Origin of the sequence: Streptococcus sp. HMSC073A12 (assembly GCF_001812815.1) — a bacterium.
In the GTDB taxonomy this organism is placed as follows: Bacteria; Bacillota; Bacilli; order Lactobacillales; family Streptococcaceae; genus Streptococcus; species Streptococcus vaginalis.
Window position 1 is genome coordinate 41,992 of record NZ_KV810528.1, and the last position, 19,353, is coordinate 61,344.

The window sequence follows — 19,353 nt, forward strand, 5'->3', positions numbered from 1 at the left end:
ACCACTGCGTCTTATAATTCTGGCTATATAAACAACAGAAGCTGAGCACTTTTGTCTCAGCTTCTGTTGTTAAGATTTTATCTGTAATTGAGTTTCAGCAGTGATTTAAGATGTTTGGCTATAGGAATGGGGTTCTTGATGTTCAGCACTTTCTACTTTAAAGTTTGTTATCTAGTCCAAGTAAGTTTTCTTGATGGTCAGATACCTCTTGCAGGCTAAGGCTGCGCCGGCAGATAGAAAGAAGAGGAAAAAGATGAGGGATGGATTCCAGGGAAGATAGAGTCCTCCTGCGAAAAAGAAGAGGGTGATGGCCAGAAAGAGGATATAGAGGACGTTGACCAGACCAAAGCTTCTGACCTCCTGTTGATAGCCCTCGCTTTCCGAAGTAGTCCACTTGGGTCTGGCTTCTTTCTCATCTGCCTGATCCAGTAGCAGATAATCCGTCGTCACCTGAAAGATTTTGCTCAGTTCGATGACCTTCTCGATTTCCGGCAAGGTCTGAGCAGATTCCCACTTGGAGATGCTCTGCCGGGAGACATTGACCTTTTCCGCCAGTTGATCCTGAGACCAGCCTCTTTCCTTTCGCAGTTCAAAAATTCGTTTATTGATTTGCATTTGCTGAATCTCTTTTCATATTTCTCTACTTGTATTGTACCATGATTGAGAGAACTTGAACATATAGCCAGCTTTCCTTTTTGTCAACCGGAGGTTGCACTTTTATTTGCAGTTTCTGCGCTCAGAATATGATATACTAAAAGGGTTGAAAAGGAGAAGTCATGTACGAATATTTTAAAGGAATTTTAAGTAAAATCACAGCCAAATATATTGTAGTGGAGGTGGGGCAAATTGGCTATATCCTGCATGTGGCAAATCCCTATGCCTATTCAGGTCAGGTCAATCAGGAGATTCAAGTTTTTGTTCATCAGGTGGTTAGAGAGGATGCCCAGCTCCTCTACGGTTTTCGCACAGAGGATGAAAAGCAGCTTTTTCTCAATTTGATTTCGGTTTCTGGTATTGGACCTGTTTCTGCTCTTGCGATAATCGCTGCCGATGATAATGCCGGTTTGGTGCAGGCTATTGAGCAGAAAAACATCACTTATCTGACAAAATTTCCTAAAATCGGCAAAAAAACAGCCCAGCAGATGGTGTTGGACTTAGAAGGCAAGGTTGTGGCAACAGGTGTTGCTCCTAAGCAAGTTGCTGTTGCAGCTACTAGTGACAATAAAGAATTGGAAGAAGCCATGGAAGCCATGCTAGCTCTGGGATACAAGGCGGCTGAACTCAAGAAAATTAAGAAATTCTTTGAAGGAACCAATGATACCGCGGAAAACTATATCAAATCTGCCCTCAAAATGCTGGTAAAATAAAGGAGAAAAGATGAAACGATGTAGCTGGGCAAAAGAGAATAACCCTTTATATGTCGCTTATCATGACCAAGAGTGGGGGATTCCTTTGCATGATGAGCGGGCTTTATTTGAGTTGCTCTGCCTAGAGACCTATCAGGCAGGACTGTCTTGGGAGACTATTCTTAATAAACGAGCAGCCTTCCGACAAGCTTTTCATGGCTATGATGTTCATCAGGTGGCAGTCATGACAGATGCGGAGTTAGAAGGCATTTTACAAAATCCTGCCGTCGTCCGAAATCGTCGGAAAATCTATGCAACACGTGCCAACGCCCAAGCTTTTCTGAAAATACAGGCAGAATTTGGCAGTTTTGATCATTATCTCTGGTCTTTTGTAGACTTTACACCGATTGACAATCCTGTCAAGGATTACAAGCAGATGCCCTCAAAGACTCCGTTGTCTGAAAAACTGGCTAAAGATATGAAGAGACGAGGCTTTGAATTTGTAGGACCAGTCTGTGTCTATTCTTTCCTGCAGGCGGCAGGTCTTGTCAATGACCATGAGGAGACTTGCGATTTTAATTCAGCAAGAAAAATAATCAAACGATTTTAAGAGCTTTGCTATCTTTTATGTGAGCAGTCAGTGCAATATTTATTGGCCGATACTGTTTTATATTTTTCATAATGTTGCTGTATTTATGATGATATGATATCACTACAAAACCATGACCAAAGTTCCAATCGTAATCAAAATGCTGCCAATCAAGGATTTCATAGTAAAATCCTTGTGTAGAAAGATAAAAGCAAGAATGAGTGTGAGGGCAACACTAAGTTTATCAATAGGAAGACCTTGGATGCTTCTCCCTCCTGCAATGCTCGGTAATAACAGAGCCAGGAAGCGCCCGTCGCCAATCCATATAAAATCAAGTAAATCCAACTTTTCTTGCTGATGTTAGCAAGACCGAGTTGCCCTTTGGTCAAAAAGACCATACCCCAAGCCATTAAAACAACGACCACTGTCCGAATAGCTGTCGCTAGATTAGAATTGACGCCAGAAATCCCGATTTTGGCTAAGATATAAGATAGATGTTAGTGCTGCAAATAAAGCAGAAAGGAATGCAAAAACTGCCCACATCATTAAATCTCCTTAAATGTTTTGTTTTCTTTATTTTATCACATTTGATTCTATCTAACACAGCAAACTAAGGGCACTCAGGCAGTACAAAATTCTCTGTTTTTTTATATAAACCCTAGTTTTGCTAAGCTAATCCTCATTTTTGAAGAGGCTGGGGCGAAAGTCTCCAACTTCAAAGTATATAAAGCGATAAATCAATGATGTAGTAGCTGATTGCTCAAAGCACGGCTTTGTGGTGATGCGAAGCAAGTCTCAGGGTATTAGCTTTTCAAGCTCGCAAAAACACTTTTGACGAAAACTTTATTTTCTTTATCCACCGTCTCAACAGTCTCCCAGACTGTTGAGCAAGCTTGCGGAGGTGAGATTACGAACTAAAAATTTTCAAGATGAGTTCTACCTCACTCCCATAATCGAGGTAATCATATTATTGATGTGACACAATTATAGTTATAAATTAGAAGGCTGGCAATTCCAGACTTTTTCTTTTTGAAAAATTCTTAGTCTTATCAATTTGCTTACAGATTCTTTTCTTAAAATGAAGTTTTTAAGATTTTTTGTGATAAAATAAAATCAATTGCGAATAGTAAGGTAGGAGGTTCTATGAAAGCAGAAATTATTGCTGTGGGTACTGAAATTCTGACAGGTCAGATTGTCAATACAAATGCCCGATTTTTATCGGAAAAATTAGCGAGTCTGGGTGTAGATGTGTATTTCCAAACAGCGGTTGGAGATAATGAAGCTCGTCTGTTATCCATTTTAGAAATTGCTCGAAATCGTAGTAATTTGGTCATCTTAACTGGAGGATTAGGCCCAACAGAAGATGACTTGACTAAGCAAACTTTGGCAAAATTCTTAAATCGTAGGTTGGTATTTGACCGAATGGCTACGGAGAAATTGGACTGCTTTTTCGCAAGTCGACCGGATTATGCTCGAACACCAAACAATGATCGGCAAGCTCAGATAGTGGAAGGATCGACTCCTCTCCAAAACGAAACCGGACTTGCGGTGGGAGGCGTGATTGAAGTCGGTGGCGTGACTTATGTTGTTCTCCCCGGACCGCCTAGTGAATTAAAGCCTATGGTAAATAATGAGCTGGTTCCGCTGTTAGCAACTGGTCAAAAATTGTATTCAAGAGTCTTGCGATTCTTTGGTATCGGTGAAAGTCAATTAGTAACCCTTTTAGGAGATTTAATTGATAATCAGACCGATCCGACCATTGCTCCTTATGCTAAGACGGGAGAGGTGACATTGCGATTGTCCACCAAGGCTGCTAGTCAAAATGAAGCAGATATTAAGTTTGCCCATTTAGAAAAGAAAATTTTATCTGTACAGACTTTTGAGAAACAACATTTAGCAGATCTTTTCTATACTTATGGAGATGATAATTCTCTGGGACAAACAGCTTTTGAACTGTTGAGAAGAGCAGGAAAGACCGTCACAGCAGCTGAAAGTTTGACTGCAGGACTCTTTCAAGCAACTTTGTCAAACTTTGCTGGAGCCTCCAATGTTTTTAGTGGTGGCTTTGTTACCTACAGTATGGAGGAAAAGAGCCGAATGCTGGGCATTCCCTTGGCAGACTTAGAAAAGCATGGGGTAGTTTCAGCTTTTACAGCGGAGAAAATGGCTGAGCAGGCAAGAAAATTGACCGCTAGTGACTATGCGGTGAGCTTGACAGGTGTGGCAGGTCCAGACAGCTTAGAAGGACATCCAGCAGGGACAGTTTATATCGGTTTAGCAACCACAGGGGATGTTCAGTCTATTAAGGTTAATATTGCCGGTCGCAGTCGGACAGATGTACGTAAAATAGCCGTTCTGCATGCTTTCAATCTGCTACGAAAAACTTTATTAAAAAACGAAAATATGCTACAATAATTAGATAGGCAAAAAAATAATTTATCATTATACAGGAGAAATAAATGGCGAAAAAACAAAAAAAATTAGAAGAAATTTCAAAAAAATTTGGCGAGGAACGTCAAAAAGCGCTAGACACTGCACTTAAAAATATTGAAAAAGATTTTGGTAAGGGAGCAATTATGCGCCTAGGTGAGCGTGCTGAACAAAAAGTTCAAGTTATGAGTTCAGGTAGTTTGGCATTAGATATCGCTCTTGGTGCAGGAGGGTATCCAAAGGGGCGGATTATTGAAATCTATGGACCAGAGTCTTCTGGTAAGACGACCGTAGCTCTTCATGCGGTGGCGCAGGCTCAAAAAGAAGGCGGTATTGCAGCTTTTATTGATGCAGAACACGCTCTTGATCCAGCTTATGCGCAAGCTCTTGGGGTTAATATTGATGAACTCTTACTTTCTCAACCTGACTCAGGCGAGCAAGGCCTTGAAATTGCTGGTAAATTGATTGACTCTGGTGCGGTAGATTTGGTAGTTATTGACTCCGTGGCTGCCCTCGTACCGCGTGCTGAAATTGACGGAGACATTGGAGATAGCCACGTTGGCTTGCAAGCGCGGATGATGAGTCAAGCTATGCGTAAATTGTCTGCTTCTATTAACAAAACGAAGACAATTGCGATTTTCATCAACCAATTGCGTGAAAAAGTTGGTATTATGTTTGGAAATCCAGAAACAACACCTGGTGGTCGTGCCTTGAAATTCTATGCGTCTGTTCGTTTGGATGTTCGCGGAAATACCCAAATCAAGGGAACTGGTGATGAAAAAGATACCAATGTTGGTAAGGAAACTAAGATTAAGGTTGTGAAGAATAAGGTTGCTCCGCCATTCAAGGAAGCTTTCGTAGAAATCATGTATGGTGAAGGAATTTCTAAAACAGGCGAGTTGATTAAAATTGCGACAGACCTTGATATTATCAAAAAAGCGGGTGCTTGGTATTCTTATAATGATGAAAAGATTGGTCAAGGGTCTGAAAATGCTAAGAAATACTTGGCGGATCATCCAGAAATTTTTGATGAAATTGATCATAAAGTTCGAGTGCATTATGGTTTGATTGAGGATGATGCTGAAGATGAAAAAAATGCAGAAGCAACCAAATCAACAAACAAAGTAGAGGAAGTCACACTAGATTTGGATGACGCGATTGAGATTGAGGAATAATTTTTTAAAAATAGGTCGCAAGACGGAGGGATTTTGTGGTATAATATAGTATGATAATAGTACCGTGTGGCGAAAGGAGTACTTACATGATTACAATTTATACTGTCTCAAGTTGCACTAGTTGTAAAAAAGCAAAAACATGGCTCAATGCTCACCAGTTAACTTATAAAGAACAAAATCTTGGTAAAGAAGGGATTACAAAAGAAGAGTTGTTAGATATTCTAACAAAAACTGAAAATGGAGTTGCAAGTATTGTGTCTTCAAAAAATCGTTATGCAAAAGGTTTAGGCGTAGATATCGAAGAATTGAGTGTGAGTGAAGTGATTGATTTGATTATGGAAACGCCACGTATTTTGAAAAGTCCTATTCTAGTAGATGATAAACGTCTTCAAGTAGGATACAAAGAAGATGATATTCGTGCATTCTTACCTCGCTCGGTTCGTAATGTTGAAAATACAGAAGCGCGTTTACGCGCAGCCTTGTAAAGAGTGGAATTTCCACTCTTTTTTTATTTCGATGTTTATTGATATTAAAAATATGATAAAATAAAGAATGAGGAGGAGTTAATCCATGAAAAGAAGCCTGATTCTATTAACCATTATTCTCACAGTCTTAGCAGGTTGTGGTCAAAAGAAAGAAACAAAATCAAAAACAAGCAAGCAATCAATTGATAGTACGTTGCCAGTTATTGCAAACGCTGAAAAAGAAACAGTTGTGACAAAAAACTTATCATTCCCTAAAACAGCTGAAGGGGTTCAACAAACACAAACAATTACTTACAAAGGCGATCAATTTTTAAGTTTAACGATTGAGCAAATCATGCCGATGAAAGAAGAATTGAAAAAAGTAATTGCGGAAGTTGGAGTTGCTGAGGCGCAAAAATTATTGGAAAAATCTTTGGCTGAAGATGAAAAAGTTACACAAGCAAAAAATTTGCAAGGCTTTTCAACCTCTTTGGAAATTATAAATGAGCAAGAATTGAAGCGAACTCATACGTTTGATTTTCAAGTTTTGGATGTTAATAAAGCCGCAAATACTGAGTATTTAAAGAATATGAAATTAAAAGAATTTTTAAAAATGAAACCAAAAGAATATGTTGAAGATCAGATTGCCAGTGGTGCAACGGAAGTCAATCAATAACTGTCAATCATTGGTTGCCTTTTTAGACAGGTCGTTTTAACAACGTTTACAAAAGCTGGTATACTATTCTTATAAAGTTCTAAAATACAAGGAGGATATTTTTATGAGAAAATCGGTTGTTTTGTTAGGAGCAAGTTTGTTGCTGCTCACAGCTTGTGGTCAAAAATCCGGTCAGAATCAGTCAGGGGATAGTAAGACTGGTTTGAGTATTGTGAAAAAGGATTCTGTTGTGACCAAGTCTTTTCAACAAAAACAGACTGTCCAAGGGATTGAACAAACACTTACGCAAACTATTTCTTATGAGGGAAAACCCTTTAAGAAGTTTGTGATAAATCTTGAACAAATACTTCCTGAAAGTATGAAGAGTGTATTAGCGGGTCAAGATTTAGAAAGCACTAAGCCGCACTTGATTTCTGCTTTTGAAAAGGCTGCAGGATTGGATAAATTTAAGTCTTTAGGCGGTGTTGATGTTAAAACAGACATTACAAAAGACTAAATTATTAAAGTTACAATCAATATTGATATGAGCAAAATCAACCTTGATGAAGCATCAAAACTGGATACATATGGCTCTATGTTTTCAACTATTAAAAATTTAACAACCAAACAATATATTGAATCTGTCAAAGCAGCTGGAGCTAAAGAAGTTGCAAATCCATGATTTTATAGGTGTATAATGAAACAAAAAGAGGCTGGGACAAAAATCCTTAACCTCGGCAGATTTTTATGAGTTTCTTGCAAGTTGCAGTGGTTGAGTGAGTTCTATGCGGTTGATAAATCAACCGTTACAGCCCTACTCAACTGTGCGGGGGTGGGACGACAAAATCAAATTTCTTCGAAATTACCGATTTTTGTCCCACTCCCTTTTTCAACACCTTTCATTTGTGAAAAGTCTTGAAATGTGCTATAATATGGGTATTCTAGTGAAAGAAGGTGTAATTGTGGGATTTACAGATGAGACAGTACGTTTTAATCTTGATGATTCAAACAAAAAAGAGATTAGTGAAACATTGAAAGATGTCTATGTGTCGCTGAATGAAAAGGGCTATAACCCAATCAACCAAATCGTAGGATACGTACTTAGTGGTGATCCTGCGTATGTACCTCGCTATAATAATGCACGAAATCAAATTCGTAAATATGAACGTGATGAGATTGTAGAAGAATTAGTTCGTTATTATTTGAAAGGGCAAGGCATTGATCTCTAATGAGAATTATGGGGTTAGATGTTGGTTCAAAAACAGTCGGTGTCGCGGTTAGTGATCCACTTGGTTTTACAGCTCAAGGACTTGAAATTATTCCTATTGATGAAGAAAAAGGGGAATTTGGTTTTGATCGTTTAAGTGAGCTTGCAAAAGAATATAAGGTTGAGAAGTTTGTTGTAGGACTACCTAAAAATATGAACAACACAAGCGGACCACGTGTAGAAGCAAGTCAAGCTTATGGTGCTAAGATTGAGCAATTATTTCATTTGCCAGTTGAATACCAAGATGAGCGTCTAACAACGGTAGCTGCGGAGAGAATGCTGATCGAGCAAGCGGATGTGAGTAGAAAGAAGCGAAAAAAAGTGATTGATAAGCTCGCAGCGCAGCTCATATTGCAGAATTATTTAGATCGAAATTTTTAATAAATAAAGGAGAAAACATGGCACACGATCATAACCATGACCATGAACACGAAGAGCGTGAATTGATTACGCTAGTAGACGAGCAAGGGAATGAAACTTTGTTTGAAATTCTCTTGACCATTGACGGAAAAGAAGAATTTGGTAAAAACTATGTTCTCTTGATTCCAGCTAGCGCAGAAGAAGATGAAAATGGCGAGGTAGAAATTCAAGCCTACTCGTTTACTGAAAATGAAGACGGAACAGAGGGTGACCTCCAACCAATTCCAGAAGATTCAGATGCTGAATGGGATATGATTGAAGAAGTTTTCAATAGCTTTATGGAAGAATAAAAATTGCGTACACTAGCTTTTCGTATTACAAACAATGAAGAGATTGAAAGGCTGTGTGAATAGTTATTTTTATGGTATACGAATGAGTGGTTGGTTAATTCCCATGTGGAGCAAGAGTTCCAGCCATTCAAGTGAATTGTGGGGTGTGACATGAACCAAAGTCTGGTTCTGTTTCACTCCCTTTTTGCTGGGAGAAGAATATGAATGAAATTGAAACGTGGCTAGAGAGTCGCATTGGTTTAAATTTTCGCTCTGGTTTAGAGCGAATGAGACAGGCTATAAGTCTTTTGGATCATCCCGAAGAAAATTATCCCATTATTCATGTGACAGGAACGAACGGAAAAGGCTCAAGCATTGCTTTTATGAGTCAATTATTTGCAGAGCATAAAAAGAAGGTGGGAACCTTTACGTCACCTCATATGGTAAGTGTTCATGACCGGATTTGTATCAATCAAAAACCCATTTCCGATGAAGACTTCACTCGACTGGGACGCCAAGTTCAGGAAATGGAAAGACAGCTTCGACAAACACATGACCCACTTTCTTATTTTGAAATTTTAACCCTTATAGCTTTATTGTATTTCGAAGAAGAGCAGGTAGATGTGGCTTTAATTGAGGTGGGAATTGGTGGACTTTTAGATGCAACAAATGTAGTGATAGGAGATGTTGCGGTTGTAACGTCTGTAGGATTGGAACATCAAGAAACATTAGGAAACTCCATAGTAGCAATTGCGGAGCAGAAAGCAGGGATTTTTAAGGAGAAAAAAGTGGCTGTCATCGGACCGCTGACTGAAGAAGCGAGAAGAGTTTGTGAACTGTGTGCGAAAAAGCTAGATGTTGTTTTGTACGAATATGGCAGAGATTTTTCGTTTTCAAAAGGACAATTTTTCAGCTCAGATGTGAATATTCCTCATCTAAAGTTGAGCCTAGTAGGTACTTATCAAGAAGAAAATGCCACTGTTGCTTTGCAAAGTTTTCTTTTATTTATGAAACAGCAAAATTGGCAACCACAAGTGAAATGGATACGAAAAGCTCTGCAAGAGACACATTGGGCAGGGAGGCTGGAATATTTTGAGCGAGGAATTTATCTGGACGGGGCTCACAATTTACCAGCTTTATCCCGTTTGGTGGAGTTTATTCTCCAGCAAGAACGGCAAGAAATCTTTCTCTTATTCGGTGCTTTGAAACGCAAAAATTATCAGGGGATGCTGTCTTATCTTCAGCAGGAATTGCCTCATGTGCAGTTGTTCGTAACGACTTTTGAGGATGACGGTGCAATAGATAAGCAGAATCTTACAACCGAAACCTACGTTTCCTCTTACCGGGAGTTTATCGAACAATTCATTAAAAGCGCTAATGACAATCAGCTCCTTTTTGTAACAGGTTCTCTTTATTTTATTGCGGAAGTTCGTGCTTTTCTTTTGGAGAAAGAAATTGACTGATTAGAATGGTGAATGGCATAATAGAAATGTAGATAAAGGAGGGGAAATGGCACATTTAAAGAAATTCAGCTACGTCACATTTTTTCTGATAGGACTTATCATTTTGACATCGTGTACCAAGTCTAACCAAACTTCACCGTTCTCTCAATCTGTCTCAAGCAGCCAATCAACTACAGTCTCAAGTGAGAGTAGTGTTTCGCCAACTATTGCAGAAAATTCGTCAGAAAAATTAGACGGTACTTATAGAGGTATGGACGAAGAAGATGAGATTACTTTGGTTATCAAAGGAAATAGTGGTACGTGGACAGAAAAAGAGCCAAACGGTAAAGAGAAAGTAAAACAGGTGAGCATTGATCCGACAAATCAGCGAATGACGATTGGTGATGACATTGAGCATTATATGATTGATGGCAAACAGTTAACGATTGAGGATATTGAGCAAGAAAATGGAGAAAATGATACAGTTGTTTTAACGAAGCAATAACTTGTCTAATGTTGGTGCAAAATTTCTTGATAAAAATTTGATATAAGCTTGCGAAAACTAGGACGCGTTAGGCTTTAAGTTTATTGATTCATACAAGTCGATATGAGAAGCTGCATTTGTTTTAGCGAATTATTCACAAAGGGGCTTGCTTCATGAACTTTATCTGTTGCTTCTAACCGCTTTCTAAATTGGTAGTGGACAACAATCAGTATTCTAGTTAAAATGTAGAGATAGGGGGTAGGAGTGAAAGTGGCTGGTTACGAACCACAACTTTTCTTTTACTCTTTTTTGCTCTAATGAAAAAATACTTTGAATATCGAAGAATGAGTAATTCTGGCTTGATTTATTAGGGATTCCCCGTTATACTAGTACTAAATAAAAACAGGGAGAGAACATGAATTTTAGGAAATTTCAGCTATTGATGTCAAAATATGGTTTTAGCATCATTATTATGGCGCTAGAACTGGCACTTGTTTTTTGGTTTTTCTTTTGGCTTGGTCGCTGGATGCCTACTTTATGGATTGTCTTTGTGATTTTCTTCAGTCTGGCAACGATTTTAGCGATTGTCAATCGTTCAATGACACCGGAAAGTAAAGTAACTTGGCTCTTGGTAGCGTTTGTTCCAGTCATTGGCCCCTTGCTTTATTTGATGTTTGGCGAGCGCCGATTGTCTAGAGGTGAACTGAAACAGCTAAAAAATATGGATCAGATGAAATTTCGTGAGGACAATAGCTATGAGTTGCGGTTATACTTGAAAAAAACAGATAAATCAGCTTACGGGATTATCAAGTCGCTTCTCAGCATGGATCATAATGCGGATGTTTACGATGGCACGGAATCGCAATTTTTCCCTTTGGGAGAAGAGATGTTCCAGAAAATGCTGGAAGATTTACGCAAAGCAGAAAAATTTATTTTTTTGGAATATTACATTGTGGAAGAAGGTATCATGTGGAATAGTATTTTGGATATTCTGCGTGAAAAGGCAGCCCAAGGTGTGGAAGTGAAAATGCTCTATGATGACATTGGCTGTATGGCAACTCTTCCGGGAGATTATACCAGCCGATTGCAGGCTATGGGGATTGACGCTCATAAGTTTAACAAAGTGATTCCGCGGATGACGGTGGCTTATAATAATCGAGATCATCGGAAAATCCTCGTCGTTGACGGGCAGATTGGCTATACTGGTGGTATTAATCTGGCAGATGAATACATCAATCACATCGAGCGATTTGGTCACTGGAAAGACGGTGGGATTCGTCTGAACGGGCGCGCTGTAAAAGCCTTGACACGGCTGTTTCTGATGAACTGGTATATCAACCGTGGGAAAATCAGTGATTTCGATCGCTATCATTTGGACAACAAAGCTGTAGATGCGTCAGGGCTCTATATTCCGTATGGAAGCGGACCGAAGCCCATGTATAAAGCTCAAGTGGGTAAAAATGTCTATCAAAATATAATCAGCCAGGCGACAGATTATGTGTATATTGCCACGCCGTATTTAATCATTGATTATGATTTGACGGAAGACATCAAAAATGCTGCTATGCGGGGGGTAGATGTCCGCATTGTGACACCTTATATTCCGGATAAAAAAATCATTCAGCTTATTACGCGAGGAGCTTATCCTGATTTAATGGCGGTTGGGGTTCGGATTTATGAGTATACACCGGGCTTTATTCACAGTAAGCATGTAGTGGCTGATGATGATTTTGGTGTTGTCGGAACAATCAATTTTGATTATCGCAGCTTAGTTCATCACTATGAAAATGCTGTTTTGATGTATAAGACGCCTTCTATGTTTGACTTGAAGCGAGATTTTGAGAAATTGTTTGAAACCTCACAAGAAATACATGAAGATACCATTAAAAACACCTGGTATCAACGCTTGATTAAAGAAATTGTCGAATTATTTGCACCGATGCTATAAAATTTCTCTTGTAATGAGAGGAATTTTTCTTTTTTACGAATAATCTAGTAAAAGGAGGCAGAATGGTTATCGATTTAACAAGTGAAGAAAAGGAATTTTTGAAAGAGTATGTGGCTGTAAGTTATCATCGTTTTCGAGAATTGGAATACTACACTTTACTTTTGAAAAAGATGCAGAACCTGTCAGAATCAAGCTGACAGATAGGGAAGATTTTGATATACTAGATAAGACTGATATCAAGGAGAATCTTTATGTACGATACAATGCCTGAACAAGAGATGAAAGAGACAGTAGTAGAGACGCTTCACGAAGAGAACGAGAAAAAATCGGTTTTTATAGAGCCAACGTCGACTCCTTTTGTCGTTTTATTTTTGTGGAGCTTATTATTGAGCGTTTTAAGTGTTGCCAATCCATTTTTGACCAACCTTTCTACTAATCTGCAATCTCAAAATTTATATGCAGGTTGGGCAATGGCGCAAGGGCAGGTTATTTATAGAAATATTTATGGAACGAGTGGTCTGCTTTATTATCTAGCTAATTGGGTGGGTAGTCTCTTTATGGGCAATATTTTCTTTGTGGCAATGCAATGCTTGGCTTTGTTTGTTGCAGGAATTTATCTGTTTAAAATCGTATATCAATTAACGGCTGTAAAAAACACTTCTATCAAAATCCTTTCTTTATTCTATTGTTTGACGCTCGCTTTAGGCTGGGGCGGCTTATACTCTAGTATTTTTGCTTTCCCATTTGTCTTTGGATCGCTGTACTTTCTGATGCGTTATGTGACAGGAGAAGCAAGCGACAGAGGTTTTATTGGCTTTGGAGCACTTGGTGCGCTGATCTTTATGATTGATCCGGTGACGAGCCTTGTATTTTATTTGGTGACTTTCCTTGCTCTGCTAGTTTATAATATTTGGGCAAAGAAAAAAGCGCACGGTCTGTATCAATTATTTGCCATTTTGGTAGGATTCTCGCTTGTATTTTATCCGCTAGGTTATTATACGGTTTTGAATGGCAGTTTTGGGCTCGCCATTAGTCAGATTCTTTATCCTTGGGATAGCTTGCATTTTTCAGGGTCGCATTTATTGTACAATGGTTTGCTTTATGGAGGACTTATTATTGGACTTGGTATAGTTGTGACTTGGGTGAGAAGTTTTTCATTGCCAACGAATTCTTTAGAACGATTTCTACAACTCTTTAGTTTTTTAGCCTCTCTCTTTCTTGTTGTGTTTGTTTTCTTTTTGCCAGATCGGGGAGCCTCTCAACTGTTGCCGATTTTGCCATTTTTTATAGTTCTAGTCAGTATGTGGCTTGGAAAGCAGTCATTCCATAGAGGTGGAAGGCACAGTAGAGTTCAAAAATCTTCGTCTGCTTTCGGAACTTATATTACAAAGAATGCTTTTTTACCGCTTTTAGTCATGATTTACTTAATTGGTTTTCCGTTTGTCAATCAGTATGTTTTATCGACAGGCGAAACAAGTGAGCGTATTTCTGCGGCAAATTATATCAAGAGCAAATCAAAGAATACTGATAAAATCTATGCTTGGGACACAACGGCAGCTCTCTACCAAGCGAGTGGGCGCCTATCTGCGGTACCGATTTTAACCCCTAGCTTGTACCAAGGAACAGATGAAAATCAAATGTCCCTAGTGAATAACTTGAAAGAAACGCCTCCAACTTATATTTTGGTCAACGATCAAGTGTCTCTTCTGCAAGATATCAAAAAACAATTAAAAGAAAATTATCAGCAGACAGACCTAAAACTCAATCATTTCAAGCTCTATAAGTTGAAATAAAAAATCAATATCTTGTGTTTAAAATAAAATTTAAAGTTTTTCACCACAAGATATTGATTTTTTTTATTGGAGTGATATAATATGTTTTATACGAATGGAGGAGCTCATGATTGCATTAAAAGAAGAAACAGTACAAGGATTTGCTGATATTTATGTAGAAAAACGTGACGGTCGTCGTGTGGCGTTTGACGCAGACAAGATCTACAAAGCTCTTGTCAAGGCTAGCCAAGAAGTAACGACGATGACTCCGTTGTTAGAAGCAAAACTTGAAGGTATTACCAATAAAATCGTAGCAGAAGTGATTTCACGTTTTCCTGCGGGTGTTAAAATCTATGAAATTCAAAATATCGTGGAGCACGAATTACTGAATGCCAATGAATACGCCATTGCAGAAAGCTATATTACTTACCGCACACAACGTGATTTTGCGCGCTCAAAAGCAACAGATATTAACTTTACAATCGGAAAATTGCTTAACAAAGACCAAGCAGTTGTCAATGAAAATGCCAATAAAGATAGCGATGTTTTCAACACCCAGCGTGATTTGACGGCGGGAATTGTTGGGAAATCGATTGGTTTGCAAATGCTGCCACCACATGTGGCAAATGCACACCAAAAAGGAGACATCCACTATCACGATTTGGATTACAGTCCTTATACACCGATGACGAATTGCTGTTTGATTGATTTTAAGGGCATGTTGGCAAATGGCTTTAAGATTGGAAATGCTGAAGTCGAAAGTCCAAAATCCATTCAAACAGCGACTGCGCAAATCTCTCAAATTATTGCAAACGTAGCTTCTAGTCAATATGGTGGTTGCTCTGCTGACCGAATTGATGAAGTTTTAGCGCCTTATGCTGAAAAAAATTATGAAAAACATTTGAAGGATGCGCGTGAATGGGTGCTTCCTGAAAAGCAAGAAGAGTTTGCCTGGACAAAGACTAAAAAAGACATTTATGATGCCATGCAATCTTTGGAGTATGAAATCAATACCTTGTTTACATCAAATGGACAAACGCCATTTACCTCACTTGGCTTTGGGCTTGGAACCAATCGTTTTGAGCGTGAAATTCAAAAAGCTATTCTTCAAATCCGCATCAAAGGTCTTGGCTCTGAGCACCGTACAGCCATCTTCCCTAAATTGATTTTCACGTTGAAGCGTGGATTGAATTTAGAACCCGGTAGTCCAAACTACGACATTAAGCAGTTGGCCTTGGAATGCGCTACGAAGCGGATGTATCCGGATGTCTTGTCTTACGACAAGATTGTGGAATTAACGGGTTCTTTCAAAGTTCCAATGGGTTGCCGTTCTTTCTTACAAGGTTGGAAAGATGAAAATGGTCAAGAAGTCAATTCTGGTCGTATGAATCTTGGGGTTGTAACTGTCAACCTTCCAAGAATTGCCCTCGAATCTGAAGGTAATATGGATAAATTCTGGGAAATCTTCAATGAACGGATGAACATTGCTGAAGATGCCCTTGTCTATCGTGTGGAACGTACAAAAGAAGCAACGCCAGCTAATGCTCCTATCCTTTATCAATATGGCGCTTTTGGGCAACGTCTTGGTAAATATGACAAGGTAGATCAACTCTTTAAACATCGTAGAGCTACGGTTTCTCTCGGCTATATCGGTCTGTATGAAGTAGCGACTGTCTTTTATGGTGGTGAATGGGAACATAACCCAGAAGCTAAGAGATTTACAGTAGATATTGTTCGTGAAATGAAACGCCGTGTCGAAGAGTGGTCTGACCAATATGATTATCACTTCTCAGTTTACTCTACACCGTCTGAAAGTCTGACAGATCGCTTCTGTCGTCTGGATACAGAAAAATTTGGTCTTGTGAAAGATATTACAGATAAGGAATACTATACTAATAGCTTCCACTATGATGTTCGGAAGAATCCGACACCGTTTGAAAAGTTAGACTTTGAAAAAGATTATCCAGCAGCGGGTGCGTCGGGCGGCTTTATCCACTATTGTGAATATCCTGTTTTGCAACAAAATCCAAAAGCGCTCGAAGCTGTTTGGGACTACGCTTATGACCGCGTGGGCTATCTGGGAACCAATACTCCGATTGACCATTGTTATAAGTGCGATTTTGAAGGGGATTTCACGCCAACAGAACGTGGATTTACTTGTCCAAACTGTGGCAATAGCGATCCTAAGACAGTTGATGTTGTCAAGCGAACTTGTGGTTATCTTGGAAATCCTCAAGCCCGTCCGATGGTAAATGGACGTCACAAGGAGATTTCAGCTCGTGTTAAACACATGAATGGTTCAACAATCAAGTTCGAAGGACATCATGTAGAAAAGTAGGAACTTTCATGGGAAAATATCAATTAGACGATAAAGGAAAAGCACAAGTGGCACGCTATCATGAAAAGCATTCCAAAGGCGGAGTCAATAAAAAAGATCGTGTTGCAAATTTGCGAGAACAATTCTTACAAAAAACAAAGAAAAAATAGGAGAAAGAGTGAGGTTTGCATGAAGCTAGTCTCACTCTCTTTCTATCAAGGTGAGAAAAATGGAATTAAGACGACCAAGATTAGAAGATAAAGAGGCGGTGATAGACCTCATACTAGAATTTGAAAGGTCGAATGCTGCACACGATGGCGGTTTTTGGGACAAGGAAAATTTCGTTTATGAAGATTGGATTGCTGGAAACCAAGATGCGGAAATGGGTCTCAATATTCCTAATACATGGGTGCCGGCTATACAGTTTGTTGCCTTTGATAAAGGACAGGCTGTTGGCTTTCTAAATTTACGCTTGCGTCTGAATGAACATTTACGCGGACATGGCGGTCATATTGGTTATAGCATTCGTCCAACTATGCAGGGGAAAGGCTATGCGACCGCTATGTTGAAAGAAGGGCTTCTTGTCGCTGCTTCAAAGAATATCCACCGAGTGCTAGTTACTTGTGCGGAGGACAATTCTGCTAGTAGGGCAGTTATTTTAAAAAACGGGGGCATATTAGAAGACATCCGACAGGGCACCGAACGCTATTGGATAGATTTGAATTAGGAGTAATTTATGGAATTACGAAGACCAGAATTGGCAGATAAAGAAGCGATACTTGAAATGATTGCAGAATACAAAGAGCAGGGGCTTCTCATGAATGGCGGTGTAGAAAGCACTTGGGCATATGCAGAAAATTACGAAGATTGGTTGCAAATCAATCGTGATCAAGAGGCAGGACTGAATTTGAAAGAAGGGCGTGTTCCAGCTATTTTGTTTGCTTCCTTTGCAGATGATCGTGCATTAGGTTTTTTAGGGCTTCGTATGACACTAAATGATTTTTACTTAGAGTTGGGCGGGCATATTGGCTATGGCATTCGGCCTAGTGAGCGGGGGAAAGGGTATGGTAAACAACAATTAGCCTTGGCTTTACTTGAAGCCAAAAAATTAGCGCTCTCTCCCGTTCTGATTACTTGCGATATGGATAATGCTGCTAGTCGAGCAGTGATTTTGGCCAATGGTGGAGTGTTGGAAGATGTACGAGCTGGGAAAGAGCGTTATTGGATAGAGTTGGGGTAGAAAAATGACATGGAATACACCGAAGCCAGGTGAGTGGAAAAGTGAAGAGTTAAGCAAGGGACGTATTATTGACTATAAAGCCTTTAATTTTGTGGATGGTGAAGGGGTGCGTAATTCCCTCTATGTCAGCGGCTGCATGTTTCATTGTGAGGGCTGCTACAATGTAGCGACCTGGTCGTTCAATGCCGGGATTCCTTATACGCAAGAGCTGGAAGAGCAAATCATGAAAGATTTGGCTGAGCCCTATGTTCAAGGACTGACCTTGCTAGGAGGAGAGCCTTTTCTGAATACTGGGATTCTCTTGCCCTTAGTCAAGCGTATTCGACGAGAGTTGCCTGACAAAGATATTTGGTCTTGGACGGGCTATACATGGGAAGAAATGATGCTGGAAACACCAGATAAACTTGAACTTCTTAGTCTCATTGATATTCTGGTAGATGGCCGTTTTGATAAGGCAAAACGAAATCTCATGTTGCAATTTCGAGGTTCCTCTAATCAGCGTATTATTGATGTACAAAAGTCTCTCAAAGCTGGAAAAGTGATTATTTGGGATAGATTGAATGATGGCACAGAAAGTTTTGAGCAGGTTAATCGAGATAAAACAGAATAAATTTGAACCAAGGTAGGAATTGATTGTTCCTACTTTTTTGTTGTTTAAAATGTAATGGCGAAAGATTGCATTGAAAACGCATTTATAATTTAAAGTTTTTGTAATTCTTAAAGAATGTTTGTATTTTTATCTTTTCTTGGTATAATTCCCAATTTACAATTTGTCCAAGAGCACTTATCAGGAACTGTTGTACGAAATTCATTTGGTTTTATTTATCCAACAGACTTTGCTTCTCATTGTTTTTATCTTTTTCTAGCTATTTCTTATTTGTTAAAAGATAAAATAATATGGATACGTAGTATTATAGGTCTTCTTCTTTCTTATTTTGTTCTTAAATATTGTGATGCTCGTTTAAATGCTCTCTCTATTTTTATTGCTACATTAATCTTTTTATTTTTTATTATATGAAGAATACGAAGCTGAAAGTTTATGCTATTTTACCCTTTTCTGTTCCAATTTTATCTTCATTAATGTATTATTTAAGTTCGCGGTTTACTTGGGCAAGTCCATTTTATGTATTGGTGAATAATTTAATGAGTATGAGACTGCATTTAGGTAAAGAAGCTCTATCAAAATATGATTTACATTTATTTGGAACAAAAGGGATTCAATTTATTGGATATGGAGGTTCGACAGAATCGGTTTACAGTTATAATTATGTGGACTCTTCTTATATACAAATGCTATTTACCTATGGCATATTTCCATTAATTATACTTATTATTTTATATGTTCTACAGTCTTGGAAGTCATATAAACAAGGGAATTATTTGTTGTTAGCAATTTTATCTTTGGTATCCGTAAACTGTATGATTGAAGCATTTTGGATTCGACCATCCTATGATATATTTATGTATATAATGTTTCAATTACTTTTCCAAAAAAGGAAAGTGAACTTGAGGATTAATACATGAAAATATTAAAA

At 38.7% G+C, this 19,353-nt stretch carries 21 protein-coding genes and 2 pseudogenes; 21 read left to right on the top strand and 2 right to left on the bottom strand.

The window, feature by feature from the left end:
• Positions 1–171 precede the first annotated feature (171 nt).
• Positions 172–615, bottom strand: a complete 444-nt coding sequence (locus tag HMPREF2876_RS02545; protein ID WP_024053224.1) for a helix-turn-helix domain-containing protein — start codon at positions 613–615, stop codon at positions 172–174.
• 161 nt (positions 616–776) lie between these two features.
• Here HMPREF2876_RS02545 and ruvA point away from each other — a divergent pair, with 161 nt between their 5' ends.
• Together ruvA and HMPREF2876_RS02555 are read left to right on the top strand one after the other, a co-directional pair.
• Entirely contained in the window at positions 777–1,367 is a 591-nt protein-coding gene (ruvA, locus tag HMPREF2876_RS02550) for a Holliday junction branch migration protein RuvA (protein WP_003026647.1), read from the top strand.
• 10 nt (positions 1,368–1,377) lie between these two features.
• Positions 1,378–1,956: a DNA-3-methyladenine glycosylase I gene (locus HMPREF2876_RS02555; RefSeq protein WP_070242127.1), complete on the top strand. Its 579-nt coding sequence runs from the start codon at positions 1,378–1,380 to the stop codon at positions 1,954–1,956.
• A gap of 102 nt (positions 1,957–2,058) precedes the next feature.
• On the opposite strand, the pseudogene HMPREF2876_RS02560 reads toward HMPREF2876_RS02555, so the two are convergent.
• Positions 2,059–2,478 (bottom strand): annotated as a pseudogene (locus HMPREF2876_RS02560) (EamA family transporter).
• Between the two features lie 600 nt (positions 2,479–3,078).
• Between HMPREF2876_RS02560 and HMPREF2876_RS02565 the strand changes: the two are divergent.
• The 19 genes and pseudogenes from HMPREF2876_RS02565 to HMPREF2876_RS10835 all read left to right on the top strand — a co-directional run.
• Positions 3,079–4,350 carry a competence/damage-inducible protein A gene (locus HMPREF2876_RS02565; protein ID WP_070242126.1) on the top strand — a complete coding sequence of 424 codons (1,272 nt, stop codon included), beginning with the start codon at positions 3,079–3,081 and terminating at the stop codon, positions 4,348–4,350.
• 44 nt (positions 4,351–4,394) lie between these two features.
• Positions 4,395–5,540, top strand: a complete 1,146-nt coding sequence (gene recA / locus HMPREF2876_RS02570; RefSeq protein ID WP_003026640.1) for a recombinase RecA — start codon at positions 4,395–4,397, stop codon at positions 5,538–5,540.
• Between the two features lie 86 nt (positions 5,541–5,626).
• Positions 5,627–6,025, top strand: coding sequence for a transcriptional regulator Spx (gene spx, locus HMPREF2876_RS02575; protein ID WP_003026638.1), 399 nt, complete (start codon positions 5,627–5,629; stop codon positions 6,023–6,025).
• An 85-nt stretch (positions 6,026–6,110) separates the two neighbouring features.
• On the top strand, positions 6,111–6,680 hold the full coding sequence (locus tag HMPREF2876_RS02580; RefSeq protein WP_024053219.1) for an SP0191 family lipoprotein: 570 nt from the start codon (positions 6,111–6,113) through the stop codon (positions 6,678–6,680).
• 103 nt (positions 6,681–6,783) lie between these two features.
• Positions 6,784–7,176, top strand: coding sequence for an SP0191 family lipoprotein (locus HMPREF2876_RS02585; RefSeq protein ID WP_024053218.1), 393 nt, complete (start codon positions 6,784–6,786; stop codon positions 7,174–7,176).
• Positions 7,177–7,621: 445 nt separating this feature from the next.
• The gene (locus HMPREF2876_RS02590) at positions 7,622–7,888 is read left to right on the top strand and encodes an IreB family regulatory phosphoprotein (RefSeq protein WP_009569646.1); all 267 of its coding nucleotides are present in this window, start codon (positions 7,622–7,624) and stop codon (positions 7,886–7,888) included.
• A complete protein-coding gene (ruvX, locus tag HMPREF2876_RS02595) occupies positions 7,888–8,307 on the top strand; it encodes a Holliday junction resolvase RuvX (RefSeq protein ID WP_003031265.1) in 420 nt (139 codons plus the stop codon). The genes HMPREF2876_RS02590 and ruvX overlap by 1 nt, the downstream gene beginning before the upstream one ends.
• 17 nt (positions 8,308–8,324) lie before the next feature.
• Positions 8,325–8,636 (top strand): DUF1292 domain-containing protein, encoded by a 312-nt coding sequence (locus HMPREF2876_RS02600; protein WP_003027765.1) that lies wholly within the window; start codon positions 8,325–8,327, stop codon positions 8,634–8,636.
• 200 nt (positions 8,637–8,836) lie between these two features.
• Positions 8,837–10,078, top strand: a complete 1,242-nt coding sequence (locus tag HMPREF2876_RS02605; protein ID WP_024053215.1) for a bifunctional folylpolyglutamate synthase/dihydrofolate synthase — start codon at positions 8,837–8,839, stop codon at positions 10,076–10,078.
• Between the two features lie 46 nt (positions 10,079–10,124).
• Positions 10,125–10,562 carry an SP_0198 family lipoprotein gene (locus HMPREF2876_RS02610; protein ID WP_024053214.1) on the top strand — a complete coding sequence of 146 codons (438 nt, stop codon included), beginning with the start codon at positions 10,125–10,127 and terminating at the stop codon, positions 10,560–10,562.
• A gap of 394 nt (positions 10,563–10,956) precedes the next feature.
• Positions 10,957–12,489 (top strand): cardiolipin synthase, encoded by a 1,533-nt coding sequence (gene cls / locus HMPREF2876_RS02615; protein ID WP_024053213.1) that lies wholly within the window; start codon positions 10,957–10,959, stop codon positions 12,487–12,489.
• Positions 12,490–12,551: 62 nt separating this feature from the next.
• Positions 12,552–12,686, top strand: coding sequence for a hypothetical protein (locus HMPREF2876_RS10830; RefSeq protein ID WP_024053212.1), 135 nt, complete (start codon positions 12,552–12,554; stop codon positions 12,684–12,686).
• A 54-nt stretch (positions 12,687–12,740) separates the two neighbouring features.
• Positions 12,741–14,282: a hypothetical protein gene (locus HMPREF2876_RS02620; protein WP_024053211.1), complete on the top strand. Its 1,542-nt coding sequence runs from the start codon at positions 12,741–12,743 to the stop codon at positions 14,280–14,282.
• A 106-nt stretch (positions 14,283–14,388) separates the two neighbouring features.
• Positions 14,389–16,599 (top strand): anaerobic ribonucleoside-triphosphate reductase, encoded by a 2,211-nt coding sequence (nrdD, locus tag HMPREF2876_RS02625; protein WP_024053210.1) that lies wholly within the window; start codon positions 14,389–14,391, stop codon positions 16,597–16,599.
• Positions 16,600–16,607: 8 nt separating this feature from the next.
• Entirely contained in the window at positions 16,608–16,748 is a 141-nt protein-coding gene (locus HMPREF2876_RS10445) for a hypothetical protein (RefSeq protein ID WP_003027756.1), read from the top strand.
• A gap of 59 nt (positions 16,749–16,807) precedes the next feature.
• Entirely contained in the window at positions 16,808–17,305 is a 498-nt protein-coding gene (locus HMPREF2876_RS02630; RefSeq protein ID WP_024053209.1) for a GNAT family N-acetyltransferase, read from the top strand.
• A 9-nt stretch (positions 17,306–17,314) separates the two neighbouring features.
• Positions 17,315–17,818, top strand: a complete 504-nt coding sequence (locus HMPREF2876_RS02635; RefSeq protein WP_024053208.1) for a GNAT family N-acetyltransferase — start codon at positions 17,315–17,317, stop codon at positions 17,816–17,818.
• Positions 17,819–17,822: 4 nt separating this feature from the next.
• Positions 17,823–18,428 carry an anaerobic ribonucleoside-triphosphate reductase activating protein gene (gene nrdG / locus HMPREF2876_RS02640; RefSeq protein WP_003038320.1) on the top strand — a complete coding sequence of 202 codons (606 nt, stop codon included), beginning with the start codon at positions 17,823–17,825 and terminating at the stop codon, positions 18,426–18,428.
• Between the two features lie 114 nt (positions 18,429–18,542).
• Positions 18,543–19,342 (top strand): annotated as a pseudogene (locus HMPREF2876_RS10835) (polysaccharide polymerase); the annotation flags it as partial.
• Between the last annotated feature and the right edge of the window lie 11 nt (positions 19,343–19,353).